The sequence below is a fragment of the uncultured Sphingomonas sp. genome, assembly GCF_964237335.1.
Taxonomy (GTDB): Bacteria; Pseudomonadota; Alphaproteobacteria; order Sphingomonadales; family Sphingomonadaceae; genus Sphingomonas.
Map to the genome: position 1 here is coordinate 46,497 of NZ_CAXSHM010000009.1, position 19,484 is coordinate 65,980.

The window sequence follows — 19,484 nt, forward strand, 5'->3', positions numbered from 1 at the left end:
CGCGGTAGCTAGACCGTCCAACACAGGACCCGCAATCGCACCCCTCAGGTCGCGCGACGGACCGGGGCGGGTAGGCGACGGAGCGAATGAGGCTACGCCCTGTCGCTTCCCCGACGATTACTGGTTGTTCTGCCGGTGCAGGAAGCGCGGGATGTCGAGCGGATCCTTGCCGGCCGGAGCTGCCGCGGGTGCTTCCTCCTCGCGCGGCGCCCCCCGCGCGGCACTGGACATGCGCTCGAACAATGTGCCGCCGAGCTTCACCTTGGGCGCGCCGCCAGGGGCCGCGGTCGCTGTGTCCGAACCGGTCGCGAGCCAGCGCCGACGTGCCGCTTCGGCATCGCCGCCGACGTCGTTGCCGAATACACGCGGCGCGGCAGGCTCGGATACGATCGTCTCGGGCGCCAGGACCAGCTCGTCCTCGTCGGCCGATGTAGCGGCGGCCGGGACCGGGGCGGACGATGATGCCACCGCAGCCTCGTCCTGCGGCGGCGCTTCGGCGATCTCGTCGGCGCCGGACGCAGTCGTGGTCCGCGCCGGCTCGGTCGGGCGGAACGACGTCGGCTCGTCGGCGCGGCGCGGCGTCGCGAAGCTGAACGACGTGCGCGCGGGCTCAGGCGCGGCGGCGGCGGCTCCCGCGACGGCGCGCTGGTCCGCCTCGATCCCGGTCGCGACGACCGACACGCGGATGCGGCCTTCGAGCTCGGGATTGAACGCCGACCCCCAGATGATGTTGGCGTCGGGATCGACCAGGTCGCGGATATGGTTCGCCGCCTCGTCGACCTCGAGCAGGCGCATGTCGTCACCGCCGGTGATCGAGATTATGACGCCCTTCGCGCCCTGCATGCTGACGCCGTCGAGCAGCGGGTTGGCGATCGCTTTCTGCGCCGCCTCCAGCGCGCGATTGTCGCCCGAGCTCTCGCCCGTGCCCATCATCGCCTTGCCCATCTCCTGCATCACCGAGCGGACGTCGGCGAAGTCGAGGTTGATGAGGCCGGGCATCACCATCAGGTCGGTGATGCCGCGCACGCCCTGTTGCAGCACCTCGTCCGCCATGCTGAACGCCTCCTTGAAGGTGGTGTTCGCATTGGCGATCAGGAACAGGTTCTGGTTGGGGATGACGATCAGCGTGTCGACGTATTTCTGCAGCTCGTCGATGCCCGCGTCCGCGCTCTTGGCGCGGCGGTTGCCCTCGAACGCGAACGGCTTGGTGACGACGCCCACCGTCAATATGCCCATGTCACGCGCCGCCTTGGCGATGACGGGCGCCGCGCCGGTGCCGGTGCCGCCGCCCATGCCGGCAGCGATGAACACCATGTGGTTGCCTTCCAACTGCTTGGACAGGCTGTCGATCGTCTCCTCCGCGGCCGCGCGACCGATCTCGGGCCGGCTGCCGGCGCCAAGGCCCTGCGTGATCTTCGCGCCAAGCTGGATCCGGTGCGGCGCGCCCGATTGCTTCAGCGCCTGCGCGTCGGTGTTGGCGACCAGGAAGTCGACGCCCTGCACATCGGCGCGCATCATGTTGGCGATCGCATTGCCGCCCGCGCCGCCGACGCCGATCACGGCGATGCGCGGGGTGAGCTCGTCGACGTCCGAAGCCAGAAATTCGATGCTCATCGCCTTGTCACTCCACCCTGCTCGCCGGATGATACGCTAGACCGGCCGCCCTGGTTAACACCTTGCACCAACGTCTTCGCGCGTTCCAGCCGAAAAGCTGGGCCGCGCCGCCGCGCTTCAATAATTGGCCCGCGCCGCCTGGATCAGCTTCCGGAACGCGCCCAGGCCGCGCGGGCGGTGGACGAGCTGCGGCGTGCCCGACAGCGAGCGCAGGTCGACGGGATCGGCGGCGGCATAGAAGGCAAGCCCCGCCAGCGTCGCGAACGCAGGCCCCGAATGCGCCTCGGGCAGGCCGGTCAGCCCGCGCGGCCGGCCGATCCGGACGGAGCGGCCGAGCGCGGCCTGCGCGTAATCGGCGATCCCCTTCAGCTCCGCGCCGCCGCCGGTCAGCACCACCTGGCGTCCCACCGGTCCCTCGAACTTCAGCTCCTTCAGCGCGCGGCCCACCTCTCCCATCATGTGCTGGAGCCGCTGGCGGATCACGCCGTTCAGCGCGGCGCGGGTGATCTGCTGCGCATCGTGCTTCTCGTCCTCCTCGCCCACCATGGTCACCGGGATCATCTCGTGATTGTCGCGAGGGCTGGTGTTGGCGGAGCCGTGGAAGCATTTCATCCGCTCGGCTTGCGCGCGCCGGGTGCCGAAGGCGGAGGCGATGTCGTCGGTGATGTCAGAAGCGCCATACGGGATCGACGTCAGCCCCACGAGCATCCCGCCCGCGAACAGCGACACGTTGGTCACCCCCGCGCCGACCTCGACCAGCGCGACGCCCAGCTCGCGCTCCTCGTCCGACAGGCAGGACAGCCCCGTCGCCACCGGCGAGGCGATGATCGACTTTACTTCCAGATGCGCGGAGCGGACGCACAGGTCTAGGTTACGCACCGGGGAGCCGTCCGCCGCGACGACGTGGATGTGGACGCCCAGCCGGTCAGCATGGAGCCCCAGCGGCTTCTTCACGCCGGTCAGCCCGTCCAGCATGTAGAGCGCGGGCTGCGCGTGCAGCACCATCCGTCCCTGCGGATCGATCGACTCGCGCCCGGCCTGCAGCAGCGCGTCGATGTCCGCCTGCTCGATCCGGTGCCCGCCGAGCTCGAACTCGATCGACGCCACGTCGCTGACGAGGCCGCCGGCGGAGAAGCCGACCCAGACGTTCTCGATGTTGATCCCGGCGATCCGCTCCGCCTGCTCCACCGCCTCGCGCACCGCCGCCTCGGTCGCGGCCATGTCGGCGATGTAGCCGCGCTTGACCCCCCGGCTTTCGCGCTGGCCGGTGCCCAACACCCTGAGCTCGCCGCCGTCACCCGGCTCGGCGATCATCGCCGAGACCTTGGACGAGCCGATGTCCAGCGCCGTAATCAGTCCCTCGGGTGCTGCCTTCGCCATGATATTCCCCCCTGCCCGTCCCTGTCCGCTTCGTGTCCGCCCGTCCTTAGCCCTGGTCCGTCCTCAACCCTCGTCCGTCCGCGGCTCCGACCCCGCCGCTCGCGCCGGCACCGCGACGCCTGCGCTGCCGGTGTCGCTCAACGCCTGAGCTCCCGATCCCGGCCGGCGTGCGACCAGCTTGGTCGGATCGCGCAGGTCGAACCGCAGCCACCCCTTGCCGAGCACCGCCCGCGCGCCCTCGATCTGCGCGAACCGGCCGAGCGCCGTCGCCGACTCGTGCTCGCCTTCGGGCAGCGCCAGCGTCTCGCCGGTGGTGAACGTCAGGTCCCAGCGTCGACCGCCGACCCAGGTCGCCGCCTTCACCCGCGGCCGCAGCGCCGGGGCGGCGGCGAGCAGCGCCTGGTACCCCGCCTCCTGCCGGTCCGCGCCCGGGCCGATCACCAGCGGCAGGTTGGGCATCCGGTTCGGGTCCACCGCTTCCAGCAGCGCGCCCGAGGCGTCCACCAGCGTCAGTTGCCCCTCGTTCTGCCACACCGCCGCGGGCGTGCGCTCGTCGATCTGGATCAGCAGCGTGTCGGGCCAACGGCGCGAGACGTGCGCGTCCGCGATCCAGCCGCCGTAACTCACCAGCCGCTCGCGCACCGCGTTCAGGTCCACCGCCGTCATCGCGAGCGACTTGCTCTCCAGCGCCAGCGCGTTGATCGCCATCAAGTCCGCGCGCTTGTTGCCCGTCACCTGGATCGTCTCGACGCGCAGGCCGGCGCGCCCGGCCACGTCGTCCACCGCGCTTCCGACCATCGCCGGCACACCGAGGACGCTCGCCGCCGCGACCGCCGCACCGGCGCCCACCAGCAGGATCGCGGCCGTCGCGGCGTGGCGAAGCGTCGCCTCGCTGATCGGCAGCGCCGACACGATCCGGTCGCCGAGCGAGCGCTTGGCGACCTTGCGCCGCTGCACCGGGCGCCTCGCGGGGGTACCACGCTTGATCGTCGCGCTCATTCCGCCCCTCCCCGCCCGTCCGCCATTGCCAGCGCGTTTTCTACACCAAAGCGCGCAAGCGCGTCGTCGATGATGGCCTGTACCAGCTCGGGGTAGCTCATGCCCAGATGCCGCGCCTGCTCGGGCACGAGACTCAACGGCGTCATCCCTGGCTGGGTATTGACCTCCAGCAGGAACAGCCCGGCGACACCCTGGCTGTCATCCCAGCGGAAATCGGACCGCGACGCCCCGCGGCAGCCGAGCAGCCGATGCGCGTGGAGCGCGATCGCCTTGCACGCATCTGTCACGTCATCGGGGATGTCGGCTGGGCAGACGTGCTCGGTCATGCCGTCGGTATATTTGGCGTCGTAATCGTAGAAGCCGCTCTTAGGCTGGAGTTCGGTGACGAGCAGCGCGCGATCCCCGAGCACGCCGGTCGTCAGCTCGCGCCCGCGGATGAACGGCTCGGCGAGCAGCTCGGCGAACTCGGCCCACGGGCCGGCGACGTCACGGCCGATCGGGTTGCCGTAATTGCCCTCGTCGGTGACGATCGCGACGCCCACCGACGAGCCCTCGTTGACGGGCTTGAGGACATAGGGGCGCGGGAGCGGGTCGGCGGCGTACAGGTCCGCCGACCGCACGATGCGGCCGCCGGGCATCGGCACGCCGTGCGGCACTAGCGTCTGCTTGGTCAGCTGCTTGTCGATCGCGATCACCGACGTCGCCATGCCGCTGTGCGTATAGGCCAGCCCCATCAGGTCCATCAGGCCCTGGACGCTGCCGTCCTCGCCCGGCGTGCCGTGCAGCGCGTTGAAGACGACGTCGGGCGCCGCCGCCGCCAGCCGTTGCGCGACGTCCCGCCCCATGTCGATGCGCGTGACGCGATGGCCGAGGCTCTCCAGCGCCTCCGCCACGCCCGCGCCCGACGACAACGACACCGCGCGCTCCGCGGACCAGCCGCCCATGAGGACGGCTATGTGGAGAGGACTCATGCAATCCTCCCCGAGCTGCGCTCGGGGAGGGGAACCGCGCGAAGCGTGGTGGAGGGGCGGAGGGCGCAGTACGCCGTCTTCGACGGCTGCCCCTCCACCAGCTTCGCTGGTCCCCCTCCCCCAGCAAGCTGGGGGAGGATGAAGTTGGCCCCGCTCACGCCGCCCCCACCCGCTGTATCTCCCACTCCAGCGTCACGCCCGACTGCGCCAGCACCCGTGCGCGCACCTCCTCGCCTAGCGCCTCGATCTCGGCGCTCGTCGCGTTGCCGAGGTTCAGCAGGAAGTTGCAGTGCTTCTCGCTCACCTGCGCATCGCCCCGTCGCAGGCCGCGACAGCCGGCGGCGTCGACCAGCGCCCAGGCCTTATGTTCCGGCGGGTTCTTGAACGTCGAGCCGCCGGTCCTGGAACGCAGCGGCTGGCTGGCCTCGCGTTCGGCGGCGATGCGGTCCATCTCCGCGCCGATCGCGGCCGGGTTGCCGGGCGTGCCGCGGAAGGTCGCCTCGACGACGATCGAATCGCTCGGCAAGTCGGAATGCCGGTAGGAGTAGCCAAGTTCTGTGGCGGCCATCGGCATCGTCGCACCGTCGCGCGTCACGACCACGCACGACACCAGCACATCGGCCGTCTCGCGCCCATAGGCACCCCCGTTCATGCGCACGAACCCGCCGACCGTCCCCGGGATCGAGCGCAGGAACTCCAGCCCCGCCGTGCCCGCATCGCGCGCGACGGACGAGGCGAGGATGCCCGACGTTCCGCCGCCGCACGTCAGCGTCACGCCGTCATCATGCGCGCGCGCGAAGGCGAACGGCTTGCCCAGCCGGACCACCACGCCCGCCACGCCGCCGTCGCGCACGATCAGGTTGGAGCCGAGCCCCAGCGCCATCACCGGCACCGCCGGATCGAGGCCCGCCAGGAACGCCGCCAGATCGTCCGCATCCGCCGGCTCGAACAGCCACTCGGCGGTGCCGCCGGTCTTGAACCAGGTGAGCGGCGCGAGCGGAGCGTTCGGGGTCAGCCGGCCCCGCACCGGCGCATCGGCCTGACCGGCGAGGAGCGTCGCCGCGCTCACTCGACGCCCCACAGCTTGGCCCAGCCAGCCCATGCCTTGCGGTTCGCCTCCGCCGCGCGCAGCATCGCCTGCTGCGCGTCGAGCATCGCTTTCGCCGGATCGAGCGCGCGGGCGCCGGCCTCCATCGCGCGCCGCTGCGCCTCGGCCGCGTCGGCCTGCAGCTTCAGCGCGTCCTTCCACAGCGTGCTCATGCCGGCACCATGCGCGCCGCCGTCAGGGCTCCGGCCAGCCCGGCGGCCCATTTGGTGATGTCGCCCGCGCCCAGGCACACGACCTGATCGCCGGGGCGCAACTCGCCCGCCAGCGCCTGCGCCAGCGCATCGGCGCCAGCCACCTCCTGCGCCGCGCGATGGCCGCGCTGTTTCAGCCCGGCGGTGAGCGCGGCCGCGTCCACGCCCTCGATCGGCGCCTCGCCCGCGGCATAGACGGGGGCGACGAACACCATGTCCGCCTCGTTGAACGACGCCTGGAAGTCCGCCATCAGGTCGCGCAGCCGGGTGTAGCGATGCGGCTGGACGACCGCGATCACGCGCCCTCTCGCGCCCTCGGTCGCCGCCGACAGCACGGCGCGGATCTCCACCGGGTGATGCGCATAGTCGTCGATCACGATCGCGACGCCGCCGTCGACCGGCACCTCGCCCACCTTGGTGAAGCGTCGCTTGACGCCGCCGAACGCGTGGAAGCCGCGCTGGATCGTCGCGTCGTCGATGCCGAGTTCCAGCGCCACGCCGATCGCGGCCAGCGCGTTCTGGACGTTGTGACGGCCCGCCATCGGCAGCTCGATCCCCTCGATCGAGCGCACCGATCCGTCGCGGGCGCGGATCAGCGCCTCGAACCGGTTGCCGCCCGGCACCGGCTGGACGTTGACGCCGCGCACGTCGGCCTGCGCGGAGAAGCCATAGGTCACGATCCGCCGGTCGCGCAGCCGCGGCAGGATGCCCTGCACCTCGGGATGGTCGAGGCACAGCAGCGCCGCGCCATAGAAGGGCACGTTCTCGACGAACTCGACGAACGCGTCCTTCACCGCGTCGAACGAGCCGTAATGGTCGAGATGCTCGGGATCGATGTTGGTCACCACGGCCACCGTGCCGTCAAGCCGCAGGAAGCTGCCGTCGCTCTCGTCCGCCTCCACGACCATCCAGTCGCTCGCGCCTAGCCGCGCGTTCGAGCCGTAGGAGTTGATGATGCCGCCGTTGATGACGGTCGGGTCGACGCCGCCCGCATCGAGCAGCGCGGCGATCATGCTGGTGGTGGTCGTCTTGCCGTGCGTGCCCGCCACCGCGACGGTGGATTTCAGCCGCATCAGCTCGGCCAGCATCTCGGCGCGGCGGACGACGGGGATGCGCCGCTCCAGCGCCGCCTCGACCTCCGGGTTGGAGCGCACGATCGCGGTGGACGTCACGACCACCGCCGCGTCGCCGAGGTTCGCAGCGGCGTGGCCGGTCGCGACGGGGATGCCCTTGTCGCGCAGGCCCTGCACCACATAGCCTTCGGCCACGTCGGACCCCTGCACGCGATAGCCGAGGTTCTTCATCACCTCCGCGATGCCCGACATGCCGATGCCGCCGATGCCGACGAAGTGGATCGTGCCGATATCGGTCGCGACACCCGAGCGTGTCGAGGCGGCGGTCACGCGAACGCCTCGCGGCGGGTGGGCTTGGGCGCCGCGACAGGCAGCCGGGCGAACGGCGCGCCCAGGCTCTCGACCAGATCGGCAAGGTCGCGTGTCGCGTGCGGGCGCCCCACCGACCGCGCCCGCGCCGCGGCATTGGCGAGCGCGCCGGGATCGAGGCCCAGCTTCTGCACCTGCTTGGCGAGTTCGACGGGGGTGAAATCCTCCTCGTCGATCGTGCGCGCGCCACCGGCCCTGGTGATCTCCTCGGCGTTGGCGGTCTGGTGATCGTCGGCCGCGCTCGGGTAGGGCACGAGGATCGCAGGGCGACCGGCGGCGGTCAGCTCCGCGACCGTCGAGGCGCCCGCGCGCGCGATCACCAGATGCGCCCAGGCCAGCTCGCCCGGCATGTCGGGCAGATAGGTCGCGAGGTCGGCTGCGATCGAAAGCTCGGCATATTTGGCGCGTGCCGCGTCGATGTCCTCGATCCGCGCCTGGTGCGTCACCTGCAACCGGCGGCGGAACGCGACCGGCAGCATCGCGAGCCCGTCGGGCACCACGCGGCTCAGCACGCTCGCGCCCTGGCTGCCGCCGGTGACGAGCACACGGAAGATGCCGTCCTCCTCCAGCAGCGGGTAGGGCCGGTCGCGCAACGCCAGCACCGCGTCGCGCACCGGATTGCCGACTAGGTGGACCTTGCCCGCCAGCGAAGGTTTCAGCCGCTCGACGTCCGGATAGGCAGTCGCGATCGCGCTCACCCGCCCGGCGACCAGCCGGTTGACGCGGCCCAACACCGCATTCTGCTCGTGGACGGCGGTCGGGATCCTGTCCGCGAACGCCGCGAGCAGCGCGGGGAACGCGGGGTAGCCGCCGAAGCCGATCACCGCCGCGGGCTGGAACGTGCGGTACAGCTCGCGCGCCATTGCCCGGCCGCGCCACATCTCGCGCGCCGCCGACGCCCAGCCCTGCGGCCGCCCTACCTGGAAACGCCCGGCGGGGAGCACATGCATTTGAATACCGTCGAACAATCCCGGAAACCGCACGCCGCGCGCGTCGCTGACGAGCGCGACGCGGTGGCCGCGGCGCGTCAGCTCGGCGGCGAGCGCGGCGGCGGGCACCATATGGCCACCGGTGCCACCGGCGGCGAGAACGAAGTGGCGGGATGCGGTCATCACGGGCTCCAGCGCACCACATAGGGGCTGCGCGTCAGGAACGGATTGCGCCGGGTGAACGCCAGCAGCAACCCCATCCCGATCGACAGCGCGATCATCGACGATCCGCCATAGCTGATGAACGGCAGCGTCATCCCCTTGGACGGCGCGAGCCCCGTGTTGACCGCCATCGACACCAGCGCCTGCGCGCCGAACTGCGTCGCAAGGCCCGCGGCGGCGAGCAGCCGGAACTCGTCCGTCTCGTCCAGCAGCTTCACGAACACGCGCACGACGATCGCCAGGAACACGATCGCGATGACGGCGCAGGCGATCAGCCCGAACTCCTCGCCGATCACGGAGAAGATATAGTCGGTATGCGCCTCAGGCAGCCCGAACTTGACGCGCCCGCCGCCCGGGCCCGTGCCGGTCCAGCCGCCGGCGCTGAGCGTCGCGTGCGCGGCGTTGGTCTGGAAATGGTCGGACGCGCCGGTGCCGTCCGCGTCGGGGAAGATGAACGCGTCGATCCGCTTGCGCGCGGTGGAGTAGAACAGGTACGCCGCGATCAATCCGCCGGGCACGCAGGCCATAAGCCCCACCAGCACCCGCGTCGGGGTGCCCGCGATCACCAGCAGCGCCATCCACACTGTGCAGAAGATGATCGTCTGCCCGAAATCGGGTTGCATCATCAGCAGTCCGCCGACCATCGTGGTCATCGCGGCGGTGATCGTCACCAGCGGCAGGTCGCCCTCGCGCGCCTTCAGCGACAGCAGCCATGCGGTGGTGACGATGAAGAAGGGTTTGAGGAACTCCGATGGCTGGAACTGCGCGAAGCCGACGCCCAGCCAGCGGCGGGCGCCGTTCACCTGCACGCCGACGAAGGGCGTCACCGCCAGCATCGCGACGCACACCACCGCGCCGATCAGCGCAAACCGGCGCGCGACGCCGATCGGCAGCATCGACACGCCGAACAGGATCGGCAGGCTGACGCCCACCCACATCACCTGCCGCCAGAAATAATAGAGCGGCGCGATATGCCGATGCTCGTCGGAATAGCGGACCGCGCTGGCCGGCGACGCGGCGGCGACCGCGATCAGGCCGATCGCGATGAGGATAAGCGTGAGCAGCAGCAGCACCCGGTCGATGTCCCAGAACCAGGTGCCGAGCGGCGAACGATCCCCGCGCCCGCCACGCTGCTTCACGCGGGCGAGGAGGTTGGGGTTGATCTGCGTGCCGGTCCCGCTGTCATCCGCGCGAACGTCGGTCATGCGGCGAGCCCCCCATCTTCAACAGCGACAACGAGCGCCCGGAACGCGTCGCCGCGCGCCTCGAAGTCGCGATACTGGTCGAAGCTGGCGGCGGCGGGGGAGAGGAGCACCGTCTCGCCCGGCTGCGCGGCGGCGGCGGCGGCGTGGACAGCGACATCGAGCGTCCCGCACTCCGTTACCGGCAACTCGGGCGCGAGCACGGCGGCGAAGCGCGGCCCCGCCTCGCCGATCGTGTAGGCGCGCGCGACGTGGGGAAAGCCGGGACGGCAGGCGTCGAGGTCATCGCCCTTCGCCCGCCCGCCGACGATCCAATGGACGCGCGGGAAGGCAGCGAGCGCGGGGGCGGCGGACTCGGGATTGGTGGCCTTGGAGTCGTTGACGTAGGCGACGCCGGCGACCTCGGCGATGCGCTCCATGCGGTGGGGGAGGCCCGGGAAGGTACGGAGGGCTTGCTTAACAGCATCTGGGACGACCTCGATCATCCGAGCCGCGGCCATTGCGATCTGAGCGTTCATGCCATTGTGCAGCCCCTGCAAGGCTGGCCAGTCAGCTTGTTCCGACAACGGTGTGCCGTCGAATATCCACCACACGTCTGCTTCGCGGGTCGTCCGAGTCTCTTCGGAAAAGCCGACTATCGCGACATGACCCGGTGACTGCATTTCTAACAGCCGCACCTTTGATGCCGCATACGCCTCGAACCCATCGTACCGGTCGAGGTGATCCGGCGTGATGTTGGTCAGCACCGCCACGTCGCAGTCCAGGCTGTGCGTAAGGTCGATCTGGTAACTCGACAGCTCCAGCACATACACGCCGCCTGCTGGCAATGGCTCCTGCGCCAGGATCGGCAGGCCGATGTTGCCGCCCATCAGGCTTGGCACGCCGGCCGTCTTGAGGATGTGGTGGATCAGCGCGGTGGTGGTCGACTTGCCGTTGGTGCCGGTGATGCCGACGACCTTGTGCGGCGGCAGTCCGCTGCGCGCCTGCGCGAACAGCTCGATGTCGCCGATGATCGCCACCCCCGCCGCCCGTGCCTTTGCCGCGAGCGGGTGGGTGTTGAGCGGGACGCCGGGGGAGACTACGAGCGCGTCGAGGGTGGTGAGGTCGATGGTGGAGAGGTCGGCGATCACCAAACTCTCATCCTCCCCGAGCTCGTCTCGGGGAGGGGGACCGCTCGCCGCAGGCGAGTGGTGGAGGGGCAGCGGGCGCAGTTTATCGTCTGCGGTAGAGGCCCCTCCACCATCGCTGCGCGACGGTCCCCCTCCCCGAGCAAGCTCGGGGAGGATTGAAACACGCCGCCCCTCGTCCGCGTCCCACGCCACGACACTCGCTCCGCTCGCCAGCAGCGCGCGCACCGTCGCCGCGCCGGAGCGCGCCAGCCCCAGCACGCCGTACCGCTTCCCCGCCCAGGCGCGCGCGGTGATCACCGCAGCTTCAACGTGCTGAGCCCCGCCAGCGCCAGCACCAGCGCCACAATCCAGAAGCGGATCACGACGGTGGGCTCGCTCCAGCCGAGCTGTTCGAAATGATGGTGGATCGGCGCCATCTTGAACACGCGGCGGCCGGTGCGCTTGTAGAAGAACACCTGGATGATGACGCTGAGCGCCTCGACCACGAACAGTCCGCCGATGATCCCCAGCACGATCTCGTGATGCGCCACCACCGCGATCGTGCCGAGCGCGCCGCCCAAAGCCAGCGATCCGGTGTCGCCCATGAACACCGCCGCAGGCGGCGCGTTGAACCACAGGAACGCGAGCCCCGCACCCACGATCGCGCCGCAGAAGATCGCAAGCTCGCCTGCGCGCGGCACATGTGCGAGGCCCAGGTAATCGGCGAACTTCGCGTTGCCGACCAGATAGGCGATCAGCATGAACGCCACCGCCGCGATGATGACCGGCATCGTCGCGAGGCCATCCAGCCCGTCCGTCAGGTTCACCGCATTGCCGAACGCGACGATCGTGAAGGCGGCGAACACCGGAAAGCTCCAGCCCAGTTCCAGGTACATGCGGTTGGTGAACGGCAGGTACAGGTGGCTGCCGTCCTCCTGCATGATGATCCAGGCGGCGATCCCCGCGATCACGAACTCGCCGATCAGCCGCGTGCGGCCCGAGATGCCGGCCGTCGTCGCCTTCTTGACCTTGTCGTAATCGTCGAGGAAGCCGATCGCGCCGAAGCCCAGCGTCACGAACAGGCACGCCCAGACGAACGGGTTGGTCAGGTCCATCCAGATCAGGATCGCGATCACCATGCTGGTCAGGATCATGAGGCCCCCCATCGTCGGCGTGCCCCGCTTGGCGAGGTGGGTCTGCGGGCCGTCGGCGCGGATCGGCTGCCCCTTGCCCTGCCGCACGCGCAGCCAACCGATGAACCGCGGCCCGATCAGCAGGCCGACGAACAACGCCGTCGCCACCGCGGCGCCGGTCCGGAACGACTGGTAGCGCACCAGGTTGAGCAGCCCGGGAAAGCCGAGCCAGCGGGCGACGAAGTACAGCATCTAACTCGTTCCCGCCCCTGCCCCGGCCGACAAGCCGGCCACGACGCGCGCCAGACCAACCGCGTTCGATCCCTTGACCAGCACCGCGTCGCCGGGGGCCAGCATCGCCGGCAGCCGGGCGAGCGCCGTCGCCGCGTCGGGGACATGGACGCATCGCACCCGCCCGGCAAGCGCATCGGCCAACGGCGCCATCGCCTCGCCGACCAGCAGTACCGCCTCAATCCGCGCGTCCAGGATCGGCGCGGCGAGCGCGGCGTGATAGCCCGGCCCCGCCTCGCCGAGCTCGCGCATCTCGCCCAGCACGGCGACGTGGCGGCCGGGCTCGTCCGCCAGGACGCCGAGCGTCGCGCGCATCGACGAGGGGTTGGCGTTGTAGCTCTCGTCGATCACCAGCGCCTCGCCGCCCGGTACCGCGACGGTCAGCCGCGCGCCGCGCCCGGCGAGGCCGCCGAGCTCCGCCAGCGCGAGCCCCGTAAGCGCGAGGTCGCCGCCCACCGCGTCCACCGCCGCCAGCACCGCGAGCGCGTTGGACACCCAGTGCCGCCCAGGCTGGCCGACGGTGAACGACAGCTCGCGCGTGCCGATGCGAGCAGTGACGAACGTGCCGCCCATGGCCGTGCGCATCATCTCCACCGGACGGACGTCGGCGCCCGCCTCGAGCCCGAAGGTGACGATCCGGCCGGCATGGGGTCGCGCGGCGGCGGCGAGCCGGTCGCGATGCGGCGAGTCGAACGGCACGATCGCGATGCCACCCGGCTCTAGCCCCTGGAAGATCTCGCCCTTTGCATCGGCGATCGCGCCCTCGTCGGCGAAGAACTCGGCATGCGCGGGCGCGATGGCGGTGACGAGCGCGACATGCGGGCGCACCAGCCGGGTCAGCGCGGCGAGCTCGCCGGGATGGTTCATCCCCATCTCGAACACGCCGAACCCGCTCGCCGCTGGCATGCGCGCGAGGCTGAGCGGCACGCCGACATGGTTGTTGTAGCTCTTGAGCGACCGGTGCGTCGTGCCCGGCGCAGGCCGATCGAGCGCTGCGAACAGCGCCTCCTTCGTCGACGTCTTGCCCACCGACCCGGTAACGCCGATCACCTGTGCACCGGTCCGGGCGCGAGCGGCGCGCCCGAGCGCGTCGAGCGCTGCGGCCGTGTCAGTGACCAGCACATGCGAACCCTCTACCGGCTCGCTCGCCAGCACCCCCGCCGCGCCTGCGGCGAGCGCCTGGGCGGCGAAGCGGTGACCATCGGTCGCCTCGCCCTTCAGCGCGACGAACAGGTCGCCCGGCCCGACCTCGCGGGAGTCGAAGGTGACGCCGGACACGTCGAAACGCGCGGAGGCGATGCCCCCGGTGGCGAGCGCGACCGCGTCTGACGTCCAGAGCGGATCAGCCAAAACGCACACCGAGCTTGCGGCGCTCCGCCTTGTCCGTCTGGCCTGAGCTTGTCGAAGCCGTGTCCTTCTCCGCCGAAGAAGAAGGCAGCCCTTCGACGGGCTCAGGACGAACGGAAGATGGGGAGTCACTCACGGAACCGTCCTTTTCATCATGCCTCATCGCGTCACCTCGCGGGCGACCGCCACGTCGTCGAACGGCAGCACGCGGTCTCCGACGATCTGGCCCTGTTCATGCCCCTTGCCGGCCACCAGCACGATGTCCTGCGCGCCCGCCATCGCGATCGCGGCGGTGATCGCCGCGCGCCGGTCGCCGATCTCGTGCGCGCCCGGCGCGCCCTCCAGCACCGCCGTGCGGATCGCGGCCGGGTCCTCGGATCGCGGGTTGTCGTCGGTGACGATCGCCATATCGGCAGCACCGGCAGCCAATCCCATCCCGGGCCGCTTGCCCGGATCGCGATCGCCCCCGGCGCCGAACACCAGGATCAGCCGCCCCGTCGCATGCGGCTTCAGCGCCGCGATCGCCGCTTCCAGCGCGTCCGGCGTATGGGCATAGTCGACGTACACGGGCGCCCCCGACGCGGCGATCGCTGCGCGCTCCAGCCGGCCCCGTACCGGTTGCAGCCGCGCGAGGTTCGCCAGCGTCGCCGCCACGTCGCCGCCGGTCGCGATCACCAGCCCGGCCGCGACCAGCGCGTTCGCCGCTTGGTAAGCGCCGATCAGCGGCAGCGCGACGCGGTGCTCGGCCCCGTCCGCCAGGATCGTCAGCCCCTGCCCCAGCAGCGTCGGCTCGCGTCCCACCAGCCGCAGCGTGTCGCCATGCTCGCCGACCGTCAGCAGCCGGAGGCCGCGCTCGCGCGCCAGATCGATCACGCGCGCCGCTTGGTGGTCGTCAGCCCACGCCACCACCGCGCCGTCCGGCGCCACCCCTTGCGCGAACAGCCGCAGCTTGGCGGTGAAGTAGTTCGCCATGTCACCGTGATAGTCGAGGTGGTCGCGGCTAAGGTTGGTGAACGCCGCCGCGGCGATGCGGGGCCCATCGATCCGGTGCTGCGCCAGGCCGTGGCTCGACGCCTCGAACGCCAGATGCGTCACGCCTTCGCGCGCCAGGCCCGCGACGTTGGAGAGGAACGTCACCACGTCGGGCGTCGTCAGGCCGGTGGAAACGCGCTCGTCGGCGGTGGTGACGCCAAGCGTGCCGATCGAGGCGGCATGCTGCCCGGCCATCCGCCAGAGCTGGCGCGTCATCTCGACGACGCTCGTCTTGCCGTTGGTGCCCGTCACCGCGACGCAGGTCTTGGGAAAGGGCGCGAAGAAGCGGGCGGCGAGGTGCGCGAACGTCTCGCGTGGCTCCGGGCCGGCGACGTGGAGCGCCCCCTCGACACGCGCGTGCGCTCGCGCCACCACCGCGATCGCCCCGGCAGCGATCGCCGCCGGGATAAAATCCTCGCCGTTGACCGATCCGCCCTCGAACGCGCCGAACACCGTTCCCGGCGCGACCTTGCGGTGATCGATCGCGAAGCCGGTGACCGGTAGCTCAGGCGCGCCGTCGATCAGCGCCGACAGCCTCACTGCTCCTCCCCGCCGGTCGGCAGCGTCGTCGCGCCCGCCACCAGCGACAGCATCGGCTGGAGATCGGTAAGGTCCACCTCGCGCCGCGCGTCTGGCGTCACGCCGAGCAGCGAACCGGTGCGCGCGATCACGCGGCCCACCACGGGAGCCACGTTCCACGCCGCGGTCTTCCAGCCGAACGTCTCCTTGGTCGCCTGCGGCGAGTCGAGAATCGCGAGCACGACGTAGCGCGGCGCGTCCATCGGGAAGGCGGCGACGAAGGTCGCGACGTTGCGGTGGTGGTCGTAGCCACCGTTCGACGCCGCCTCGGCCGTGCCCGTCTTGCCGCCGACGCGATAGCCGGGCGCGTCGCCCTTCCGGCCCGTGCCGTACAGGCAGACCAGCCGCAGCAACTGGCGCATCCGCGCGCTCGTCGCCTCGGTGATGACGCGCCGTCCCGCCGGCGCCTGCCCGGGTGCGAGCTTCATCAGCGTCGCAGGGCGCCAGATCCCGCCGTTGACCAGCGCGGCATAGGCGCTGGCGAGGTGCAGCGGCGTCACCGCGATGCCGTGCCCATAGGCGGTCGTCATCGTCGTCGTGCGCGCCCAATAGGTCGGCCACAGCGGATGGCCCTTCTCGCGCAACTCGATGTCAGGCTTGGTGTCGAAGCCCAATCGGCGGAACATCTGCTGCAACCGTGGCCCGCCGACCTCGTCCGCGATCCGCGCGGTCGCGACGTTGGACGAATAGATCAGCGTCTCGGGGATGTTCAGCCAGCGCTTGGGATCGCCCTTCTCGTCGTGGATCGTGAACCGCCCGACCTTCAGCGGCGCGGTCGCATCGAAGCGCCGGCCCATCGAGGTGACGACGCCATCGTCGATCGCGGTCGCCATCGTGATCGGCTTGAACGTCGATCCCAGCTCGAACACGCTCTGCGTCACCGAATTGCGCAGTTGCTCGGTGCCAGACATGCCGACGCGGTTGGGGTTGAAGGTAGGCAGCGACACCAGCGAGATCACCTCGCCCGTCCGCACGTCCAGCACGACGCCCGCCGCGCCGCGCGCCTGGAAATTGTCCTTCGCGTGCGACAGCTCGCTCTCCATCGCCGCCTGCACGCGGGAGTCGATCGAGAGCACCGCCGGCCGGCCTGCGGTGGCGGGGTTGGTCAGCCGCTCGTCGAGCACCCGCTCCATCCCGCTCATCCCCTTGCCCTCGACGGACAGGAAGCCGAGCGCATGCGCCGCCATCGTCGATTGCGGGTACAGCCGCTGCGAGTCATGTTCGTAGATGATCGCGGGCTCGCCGATCGCGTTCACCGCCTCCACCAGCGCGGGGCTCGCCCGGCGCTGGAGATAGGTGAACGACACCTTCCTGGTCAGCAGGCTATAGAAGAACGCCTCGCTATGCTCCGGCATCAGCGCGGCGAGCTTGCCCGCGATCTCGGTCGGGTCGCCCAGGATCGCGCCCGGGTGGATCCCGATCGCGTAGCTGTCGATGGTGCGCGCCAGCGGCTCGCCGTTGCGGTCGACGATGTCACCACGCGGCGCCGCGCCCAGCACACCCGTCCCGTCGCCCGGATGCGAGAACACTGCCAGCATCGCCAGCCGGCCGATGACCAGTAGCACCGCCGCGGCGAACAGCAACATCAGCATCATCAGCCGCATGTGCGCGGTCTGGACGAGCTGCTGCCGTTGCCCGCCGACGTTGCGGCTCGGGAGCGGCCGGGCGAGCGCGATGCTCAACGCAGCCTGCCTCCTTCCGCCCGCGCGCCGCCCGTCAGGTCGCGCAGCGTCGTGTCGCTCAGCAGCTTGCGGTCGAGCAGCGCCATCTGCGGTCGGGCGCGCACGACCGCCGCCATCGCCGCGGCTGGGCGAAGGGCCGGCCGCTCGGCCTCGGCGTCGAGCGACGCGCGGGTAAGCGCAAAACGCGGCAGCTTCGCCGCTATCCGGGCGAGCGCCGCGCGAACGGGTCGCGGCGCCGGGGCGGCATTATTCTGAGCGACCTGGATGGTTCCCGACACAGGACGCGCCACGACCCTCGCCACTGCGGCGGCCGCAACCGGCGCCGGAGTCGCGGACACGGTCTGCGCCGGCGTGACGAAGCTCGGCACGATCAGCGCCGCCGTGCGCACGGCAGGACCGACGGCCGGCCCCCTCACGACGTCGGCGTTCGCGAGCTCCGCTCCGTCGCGCAGGAACTGGGCGGGCTGCGGCGCGGACAAGGCCAGCGTGTCGCCGTTCCACCGCTCGAGCTGCGCCAGGTTGGCGCGGGTATCGAACTCCGTCTCCAGCGCCCGGATGTCGCGCTGCGTCGAGGTGATGTCGGCGTCGAGATGCTCCAGCTTCTTGCGCTCGGAGGCGACCTGCAGCGACACGAGGTAGAAGCCCAGCACGATAGCGGTGCTTGCCCCGAACCAGCCGAACCCCTTCAGGCGGTACGCCGCGGTCATGCCGTCTCTCCCTTGTGGTCGAACGTGTGATCGCACGGAGGCGCCGCCGTGCGCCGCGCCGTCCGCAACGTCGCGGAGCGGGCGCGCGGGTTACGCGCCACCTCCGCCTCGCCGGCACGCACCCCGCGGCCGACGTTCTCGAAACTGGGCGCGCCGGCCTGAACCGGCGCTGGCCGATGGCGCGAGCCGGCCGGCGTGGCCCCCGAACGCGCGCGCAGGAAGCGCTTCACGACCCGGTCTTCCAGGCTGTGGAACGTCACCACCGCCAGCCGCCCGCCTGGCGCCAGCAGGCCCTCGGCGGCGAGCAGTCCGTCCTCCAACTCGCCGAGCTCGCGGTTGACGTGGATGCGGATCGCCTGGAACGCCCGGGTCGCCGGGTCCTTCTTCTCGTGCGGCTTGTGGCCGAGCGCGCGGCGCACGACGCTCGCCAGCTCGGCGGTGCGGGTCAGCGGCCGCGCGGCGACGATCGCGCGCGCGACCCGGCGCGACCGCGGCTCGTCGCCATAGCGATAGAGCACGTCGGCGATCTCTTCCTCGTCGGCGGTGTTGAGGAAATCGGCCGCGCTCGGTCCCTCCCGGCTCATCCGCATGTCGAGCGGGCCGTCGGCCTGGAACGAGAAGCCCCGCTCCGCCCGGTCGAGCTGCATCGACGACACGCCGATATCCATCGCGACACCGTCGACGGTCGAGACGTCGCGCGCCGCCAGTTGCGCCGCCATCGCCGAGAAGTCGCCGGGCACGAGCGTCAGCCGCTCCTCTGCCGCCTCCATCGCGCGGCCGGCGGCGACCGCGTCGGGATCGCGGTCGAACGCGAACACCCTCGCGCCGCCCGCCAGCAGCGCGCGCGTGTAGCCGCCCGCGCCGAACGTCGCGTCCACCATCGTCTCGCCATCCAAAGGCGCGAGCGCGGCGACCACCTCGTCGAGGAGGACGGGGACATGCGGGGACGGCTCGGGATTCACAACGCGATCCCCTTCTTGCCGCAATAGAAGCGGCAGGCGCTCTTCACCGGCTCGGGAATGCCGTCGAAGCCGATCAGCGCCTTGGGGTCCCAGATCTCGAAATAGTCAAACACGCCATAGAAGAACGCGTTCTGCGCGATGCCCGCCTGGAACAGCAGCAGCTCGGGCAGGATGAAGCGGCCCGATCCGTCGAACGGCACCAGCTCGCCCAGTGCCGCCGCGCGCTTGACGTTGAAGTCGCGCCGGCCGGTCGGCGCGTCGAGCTCCTGCACGTCGAGCTGGCTCTTGAGGGTCGCGGTATAAGGCTGGTCGTAGGCGACGAGGCAGGGCGCGTCCTGATGCACGCCGACCACGACGACGCCGCCGTCCTTGCCGTCGGCGCGCGGCGCGTTGAGCGCCAGCGTCGCGCGGAGAGCGGCGGGAATGGCGACCCGCCCCTTGTCATCGACAAGGCCGAGACCCGATCCCTGATACAGCCCCCGTTCGTTCACGCCTGCCTCGTACCCGGCGCGCAAACCTCTCCGATCCGATACACGACCCCTGTCGTGCACCGGTTATCAGACCGTCGATGGGAGGTTTGCCCC

Annotated in this window: 17 protein-coding genes; all 17 read right to left on the minus strand. The window is 70.8% G+C overall.

The genetic code is table 11. From position 1 onward, the window contains the following. Positions 1-117 precede the first annotated feature (117 nt). The gene (gene ftsZ / locus ACFE65_RS06735; protein WP_375381578.1) at positions 118-1,614 is read right to left on the minus strand and encodes a cell division protein FtsZ; all 1,497 of its coding nucleotides are present in this window, start codon (positions 1,612-1,614) and stop codon (positions 118-120) included. A gap of 117 nt (positions 1,615-1,731) precedes the next feature. Then, a complete protein-coding gene (ftsA, locus tag ACFE65_RS06740) occupies positions 1,732-2,994 on the minus strand; it encodes a cell division protein FtsA (RefSeq protein WP_375381579.1) in 1,263 nt (420 codons plus the stop codon). A 63-nt stretch (positions 2,995-3,057) separates the two neighbouring features. Beyond that, positions 3,058-3,993 (minus strand): cell division protein FtsQ/DivIB, encoded by a 936-nt coding sequence (locus tag ACFE65_RS06745; RefSeq protein ID WP_375381580.1) that lies wholly within the window; start codon positions 3,991-3,993, stop codon positions 3,058-3,060. Next, on the minus strand, positions 3,990-4,964 hold the full coding sequence (locus tag ACFE65_RS06750; RefSeq protein WP_375381581.1) for a D-alanine--D-alanine ligase: 975 nt from the start codon (positions 4,962-4,964) through the stop codon (positions 3,990-3,992). Before ACFE65_RS06750 ends, ACFE65_RS06745 begins: the two co-directional genes overlap by 4 nt. A 154-nt stretch (positions 4,965-5,118) precedes the next feature. Further along, positions 5,119-6,033: a UDP-N-acetylmuramate dehydrogenase gene (gene murB, locus ACFE65_RS06755; RefSeq protein WP_375381582.1), complete on the minus strand. Its 915-nt coding sequence runs from the start codon at positions 6,031-6,033 to the stop codon at positions 5,119-5,121. After that, on the minus strand, positions 6,030-6,224 hold the full coding sequence (locus tag ACFE65_RS06760; protein ID WP_375381583.1) for a hypothetical protein: 195 nt from the start codon (positions 6,222-6,224) through the stop codon (positions 6,030-6,032). The genes murB and ACFE65_RS06760 overlap by 4 nt, the downstream gene beginning before the upstream one ends. Next, positions 6,221-7,666 carry a UDP-N-acetylmuramate--L-alanine ligase gene (gene murC, locus ACFE65_RS06765; RefSeq protein ID WP_375381584.1) on the minus strand — a complete coding sequence of 482 codons (1,446 nt, stop codon included), beginning with the start codon at positions 7,664-7,666 and terminating at the stop codon, positions 6,221-6,223. The genes ACFE65_RS06760 and murC overlap by 4 nt, the downstream gene beginning before the upstream one ends. After that, positions 7,663-8,817 carry an undecaprenyldiphospho-muramoylpentapeptide beta-N-acetylglucosaminyltransferase gene (gene murG, locus ACFE65_RS06770; RefSeq protein ID WP_375381585.1) on the minus strand — a complete coding sequence of 385 codons (1,155 nt, stop codon included), beginning with the start codon at positions 8,815-8,817 and terminating at the stop codon, positions 7,663-7,665. Before murG ends, murC begins: the two co-directional genes overlap by 4 nt. Further along, positions 8,817-10,061, minus strand: a complete 1,245-nt coding sequence (locus ACFE65_RS06775) for an FtsW/RodA/SpoVE family cell cycle protein (protein ID WP_375381586.1) — start codon at positions 10,059-10,061, stop codon at positions 8,817-8,819. The genes murG and ACFE65_RS06775 overlap by 1 nt, the downstream gene beginning before the upstream one ends. Next, a complete protein-coding gene (murD, locus tag ACFE65_RS06780) occupies positions 10,058-11,485 on the minus strand; it encodes a UDP-N-acetylmuramoyl-L-alanine--D-glutamate ligase (protein WP_375381587.1) in 1,428 nt (475 codons plus the stop codon). Before murD ends, ACFE65_RS06775 begins: the two co-directional genes overlap by 4 nt. After that, complete coding sequence (mraY, locus tag ACFE65_RS06785; RefSeq protein WP_375381588.1) at positions 11,482-12,552, minus strand: phospho-N-acetylmuramoyl-pentapeptide-transferase; 1,071 nt, start codon at positions 12,550-12,552, stop codon at positions 11,482-11,484. The genes murD and mraY overlap by 4 nt, the downstream gene beginning before the upstream one ends. Beyond that, positions 12,553-13,941, minus strand: a complete 1,389-nt coding sequence (gene murF / locus ACFE65_RS06790) for a UDP-N-acetylmuramoyl-tripeptide--D-alanyl-D-alanine ligase (protein ID WP_375381589.1) — start codon at positions 13,939-13,941, stop codon at positions 12,553-12,555. Positions 13,942-14,097: 156 nt separating this feature from the next. Then, positions 14,098-15,510 (minus strand): UDP-N-acetylmuramoyl-L-alanyl-D-glutamate--2,6-diaminopimelate ligase, encoded by a 1,413-nt coding sequence (locus ACFE65_RS06795; RefSeq protein ID WP_375381590.1) that lies wholly within the window; start codon positions 15,508-15,510, stop codon positions 14,098-14,100. Beyond that, positions 15,507-17,231: a peptidoglycan D,D-transpeptidase FtsI family protein gene (locus tag ACFE65_RS06800; protein WP_375381591.1), complete on the minus strand. Its 1,725-nt coding sequence runs from the start codon at positions 17,229-17,231 to the stop codon at positions 15,507-15,509. Before ACFE65_RS06800 ends, ACFE65_RS06795 begins: the two co-directional genes overlap by 4 nt. After that, positions 17,228-17,938 (minus strand): hypothetical protein, encoded by a 711-nt coding sequence (locus ACFE65_RS06805; protein WP_375381592.1) that lies wholly within the window; start codon positions 17,936-17,938, stop codon positions 17,228-17,230. Before ACFE65_RS06805 ends, ACFE65_RS06800 begins: the two co-directional genes overlap by 4 nt. Then, a complete protein-coding gene (gene rsmH / locus ACFE65_RS06810) occupies positions 17,935-18,900 on the minus strand; it encodes a 16S rRNA (cytosine(1402)-N(4))-methyltransferase RsmH (protein ID WP_375381593.1) in 966 nt (321 codons plus the stop codon). Before rsmH ends, ACFE65_RS06805 begins: the two co-directional genes overlap by 4 nt. Then, complete coding sequence (locus ACFE65_RS06815; RefSeq protein WP_375381594.1) at positions 18,897-19,391, minus strand: division/cell wall cluster transcriptional repressor MraZ; 495 nt, start codon at positions 19,389-19,391, stop codon at positions 18,897-18,899. Before ACFE65_RS06815 ends, rsmH begins: the two co-directional genes overlap by 4 nt. Between the last annotated feature and the right edge of the window lie 93 nt (positions 19,392-19,484).

Bases quoted from the DNA above. Each gene is read 5' to 3' on its own strand.
- ftsZ (WP_375381578.1), bottom strand. From the start codon at position 1,614: ATGAGCATCGAATTTCTGGCTTCGGACGTCGACGAGCTCACCCCGCGC.
- ftsA (WP_375381579.1), bottom strand. From the start codon at position 2,994: ATGGCGAAGGCAGCACCCGAGGGACTGATTACGGCGCTGGACATCGGC.
- ACFE65_RS06745 (WP_375381580.1), bottom strand. From the start codon at position 3,993: ATGAGCGCGACGATCAAGCGTGGTACCCCCGCGAGGCGCCCGGTGCAG.
- ACFE65_RS06750 (WP_375381581.1), bottom strand. From the start codon at position 4,964: ATGAGTCCTCTCCACATAGCCGTCCTCATGGGCGGCTGGTCCGCGGAG.
- ACFE65_RS06760 (WP_375381583.1), bottom strand. From the start codon at position 6,224: ATGAGCACGCTGTGGAAGGACGCGCTGAAGCTGCAGGCCGACGCGGCC.
- murG (WP_375381585.1), bottom strand. From the start codon at position 8,817: ATGACCGCATCCCGCCACTTCGTTCTCGCCGCCGGTGGCACCGGTGGC.
- ACFE65_RS06775 (WP_375381586.1), bottom strand. From the start codon at position 10,061: ATGACCGACGTTCGCGCGGATGACAGCGGGACCGGCACGCAGATCAAC.
- mraY (WP_375381588.1), bottom strand. From the start codon at position 12,552: ATGCTGTACTTCGTCGCCCGCTGGCTCGGCTTTCCCGGGCTGCTCAAC.
- ACFE65_RS06805 (WP_375381592.1), bottom strand. From the start codon at position 17,938: ATGACCGCGGCGTACCGCCTGAAGGGGTTCGGCTGGTTCGGGGCAAGC.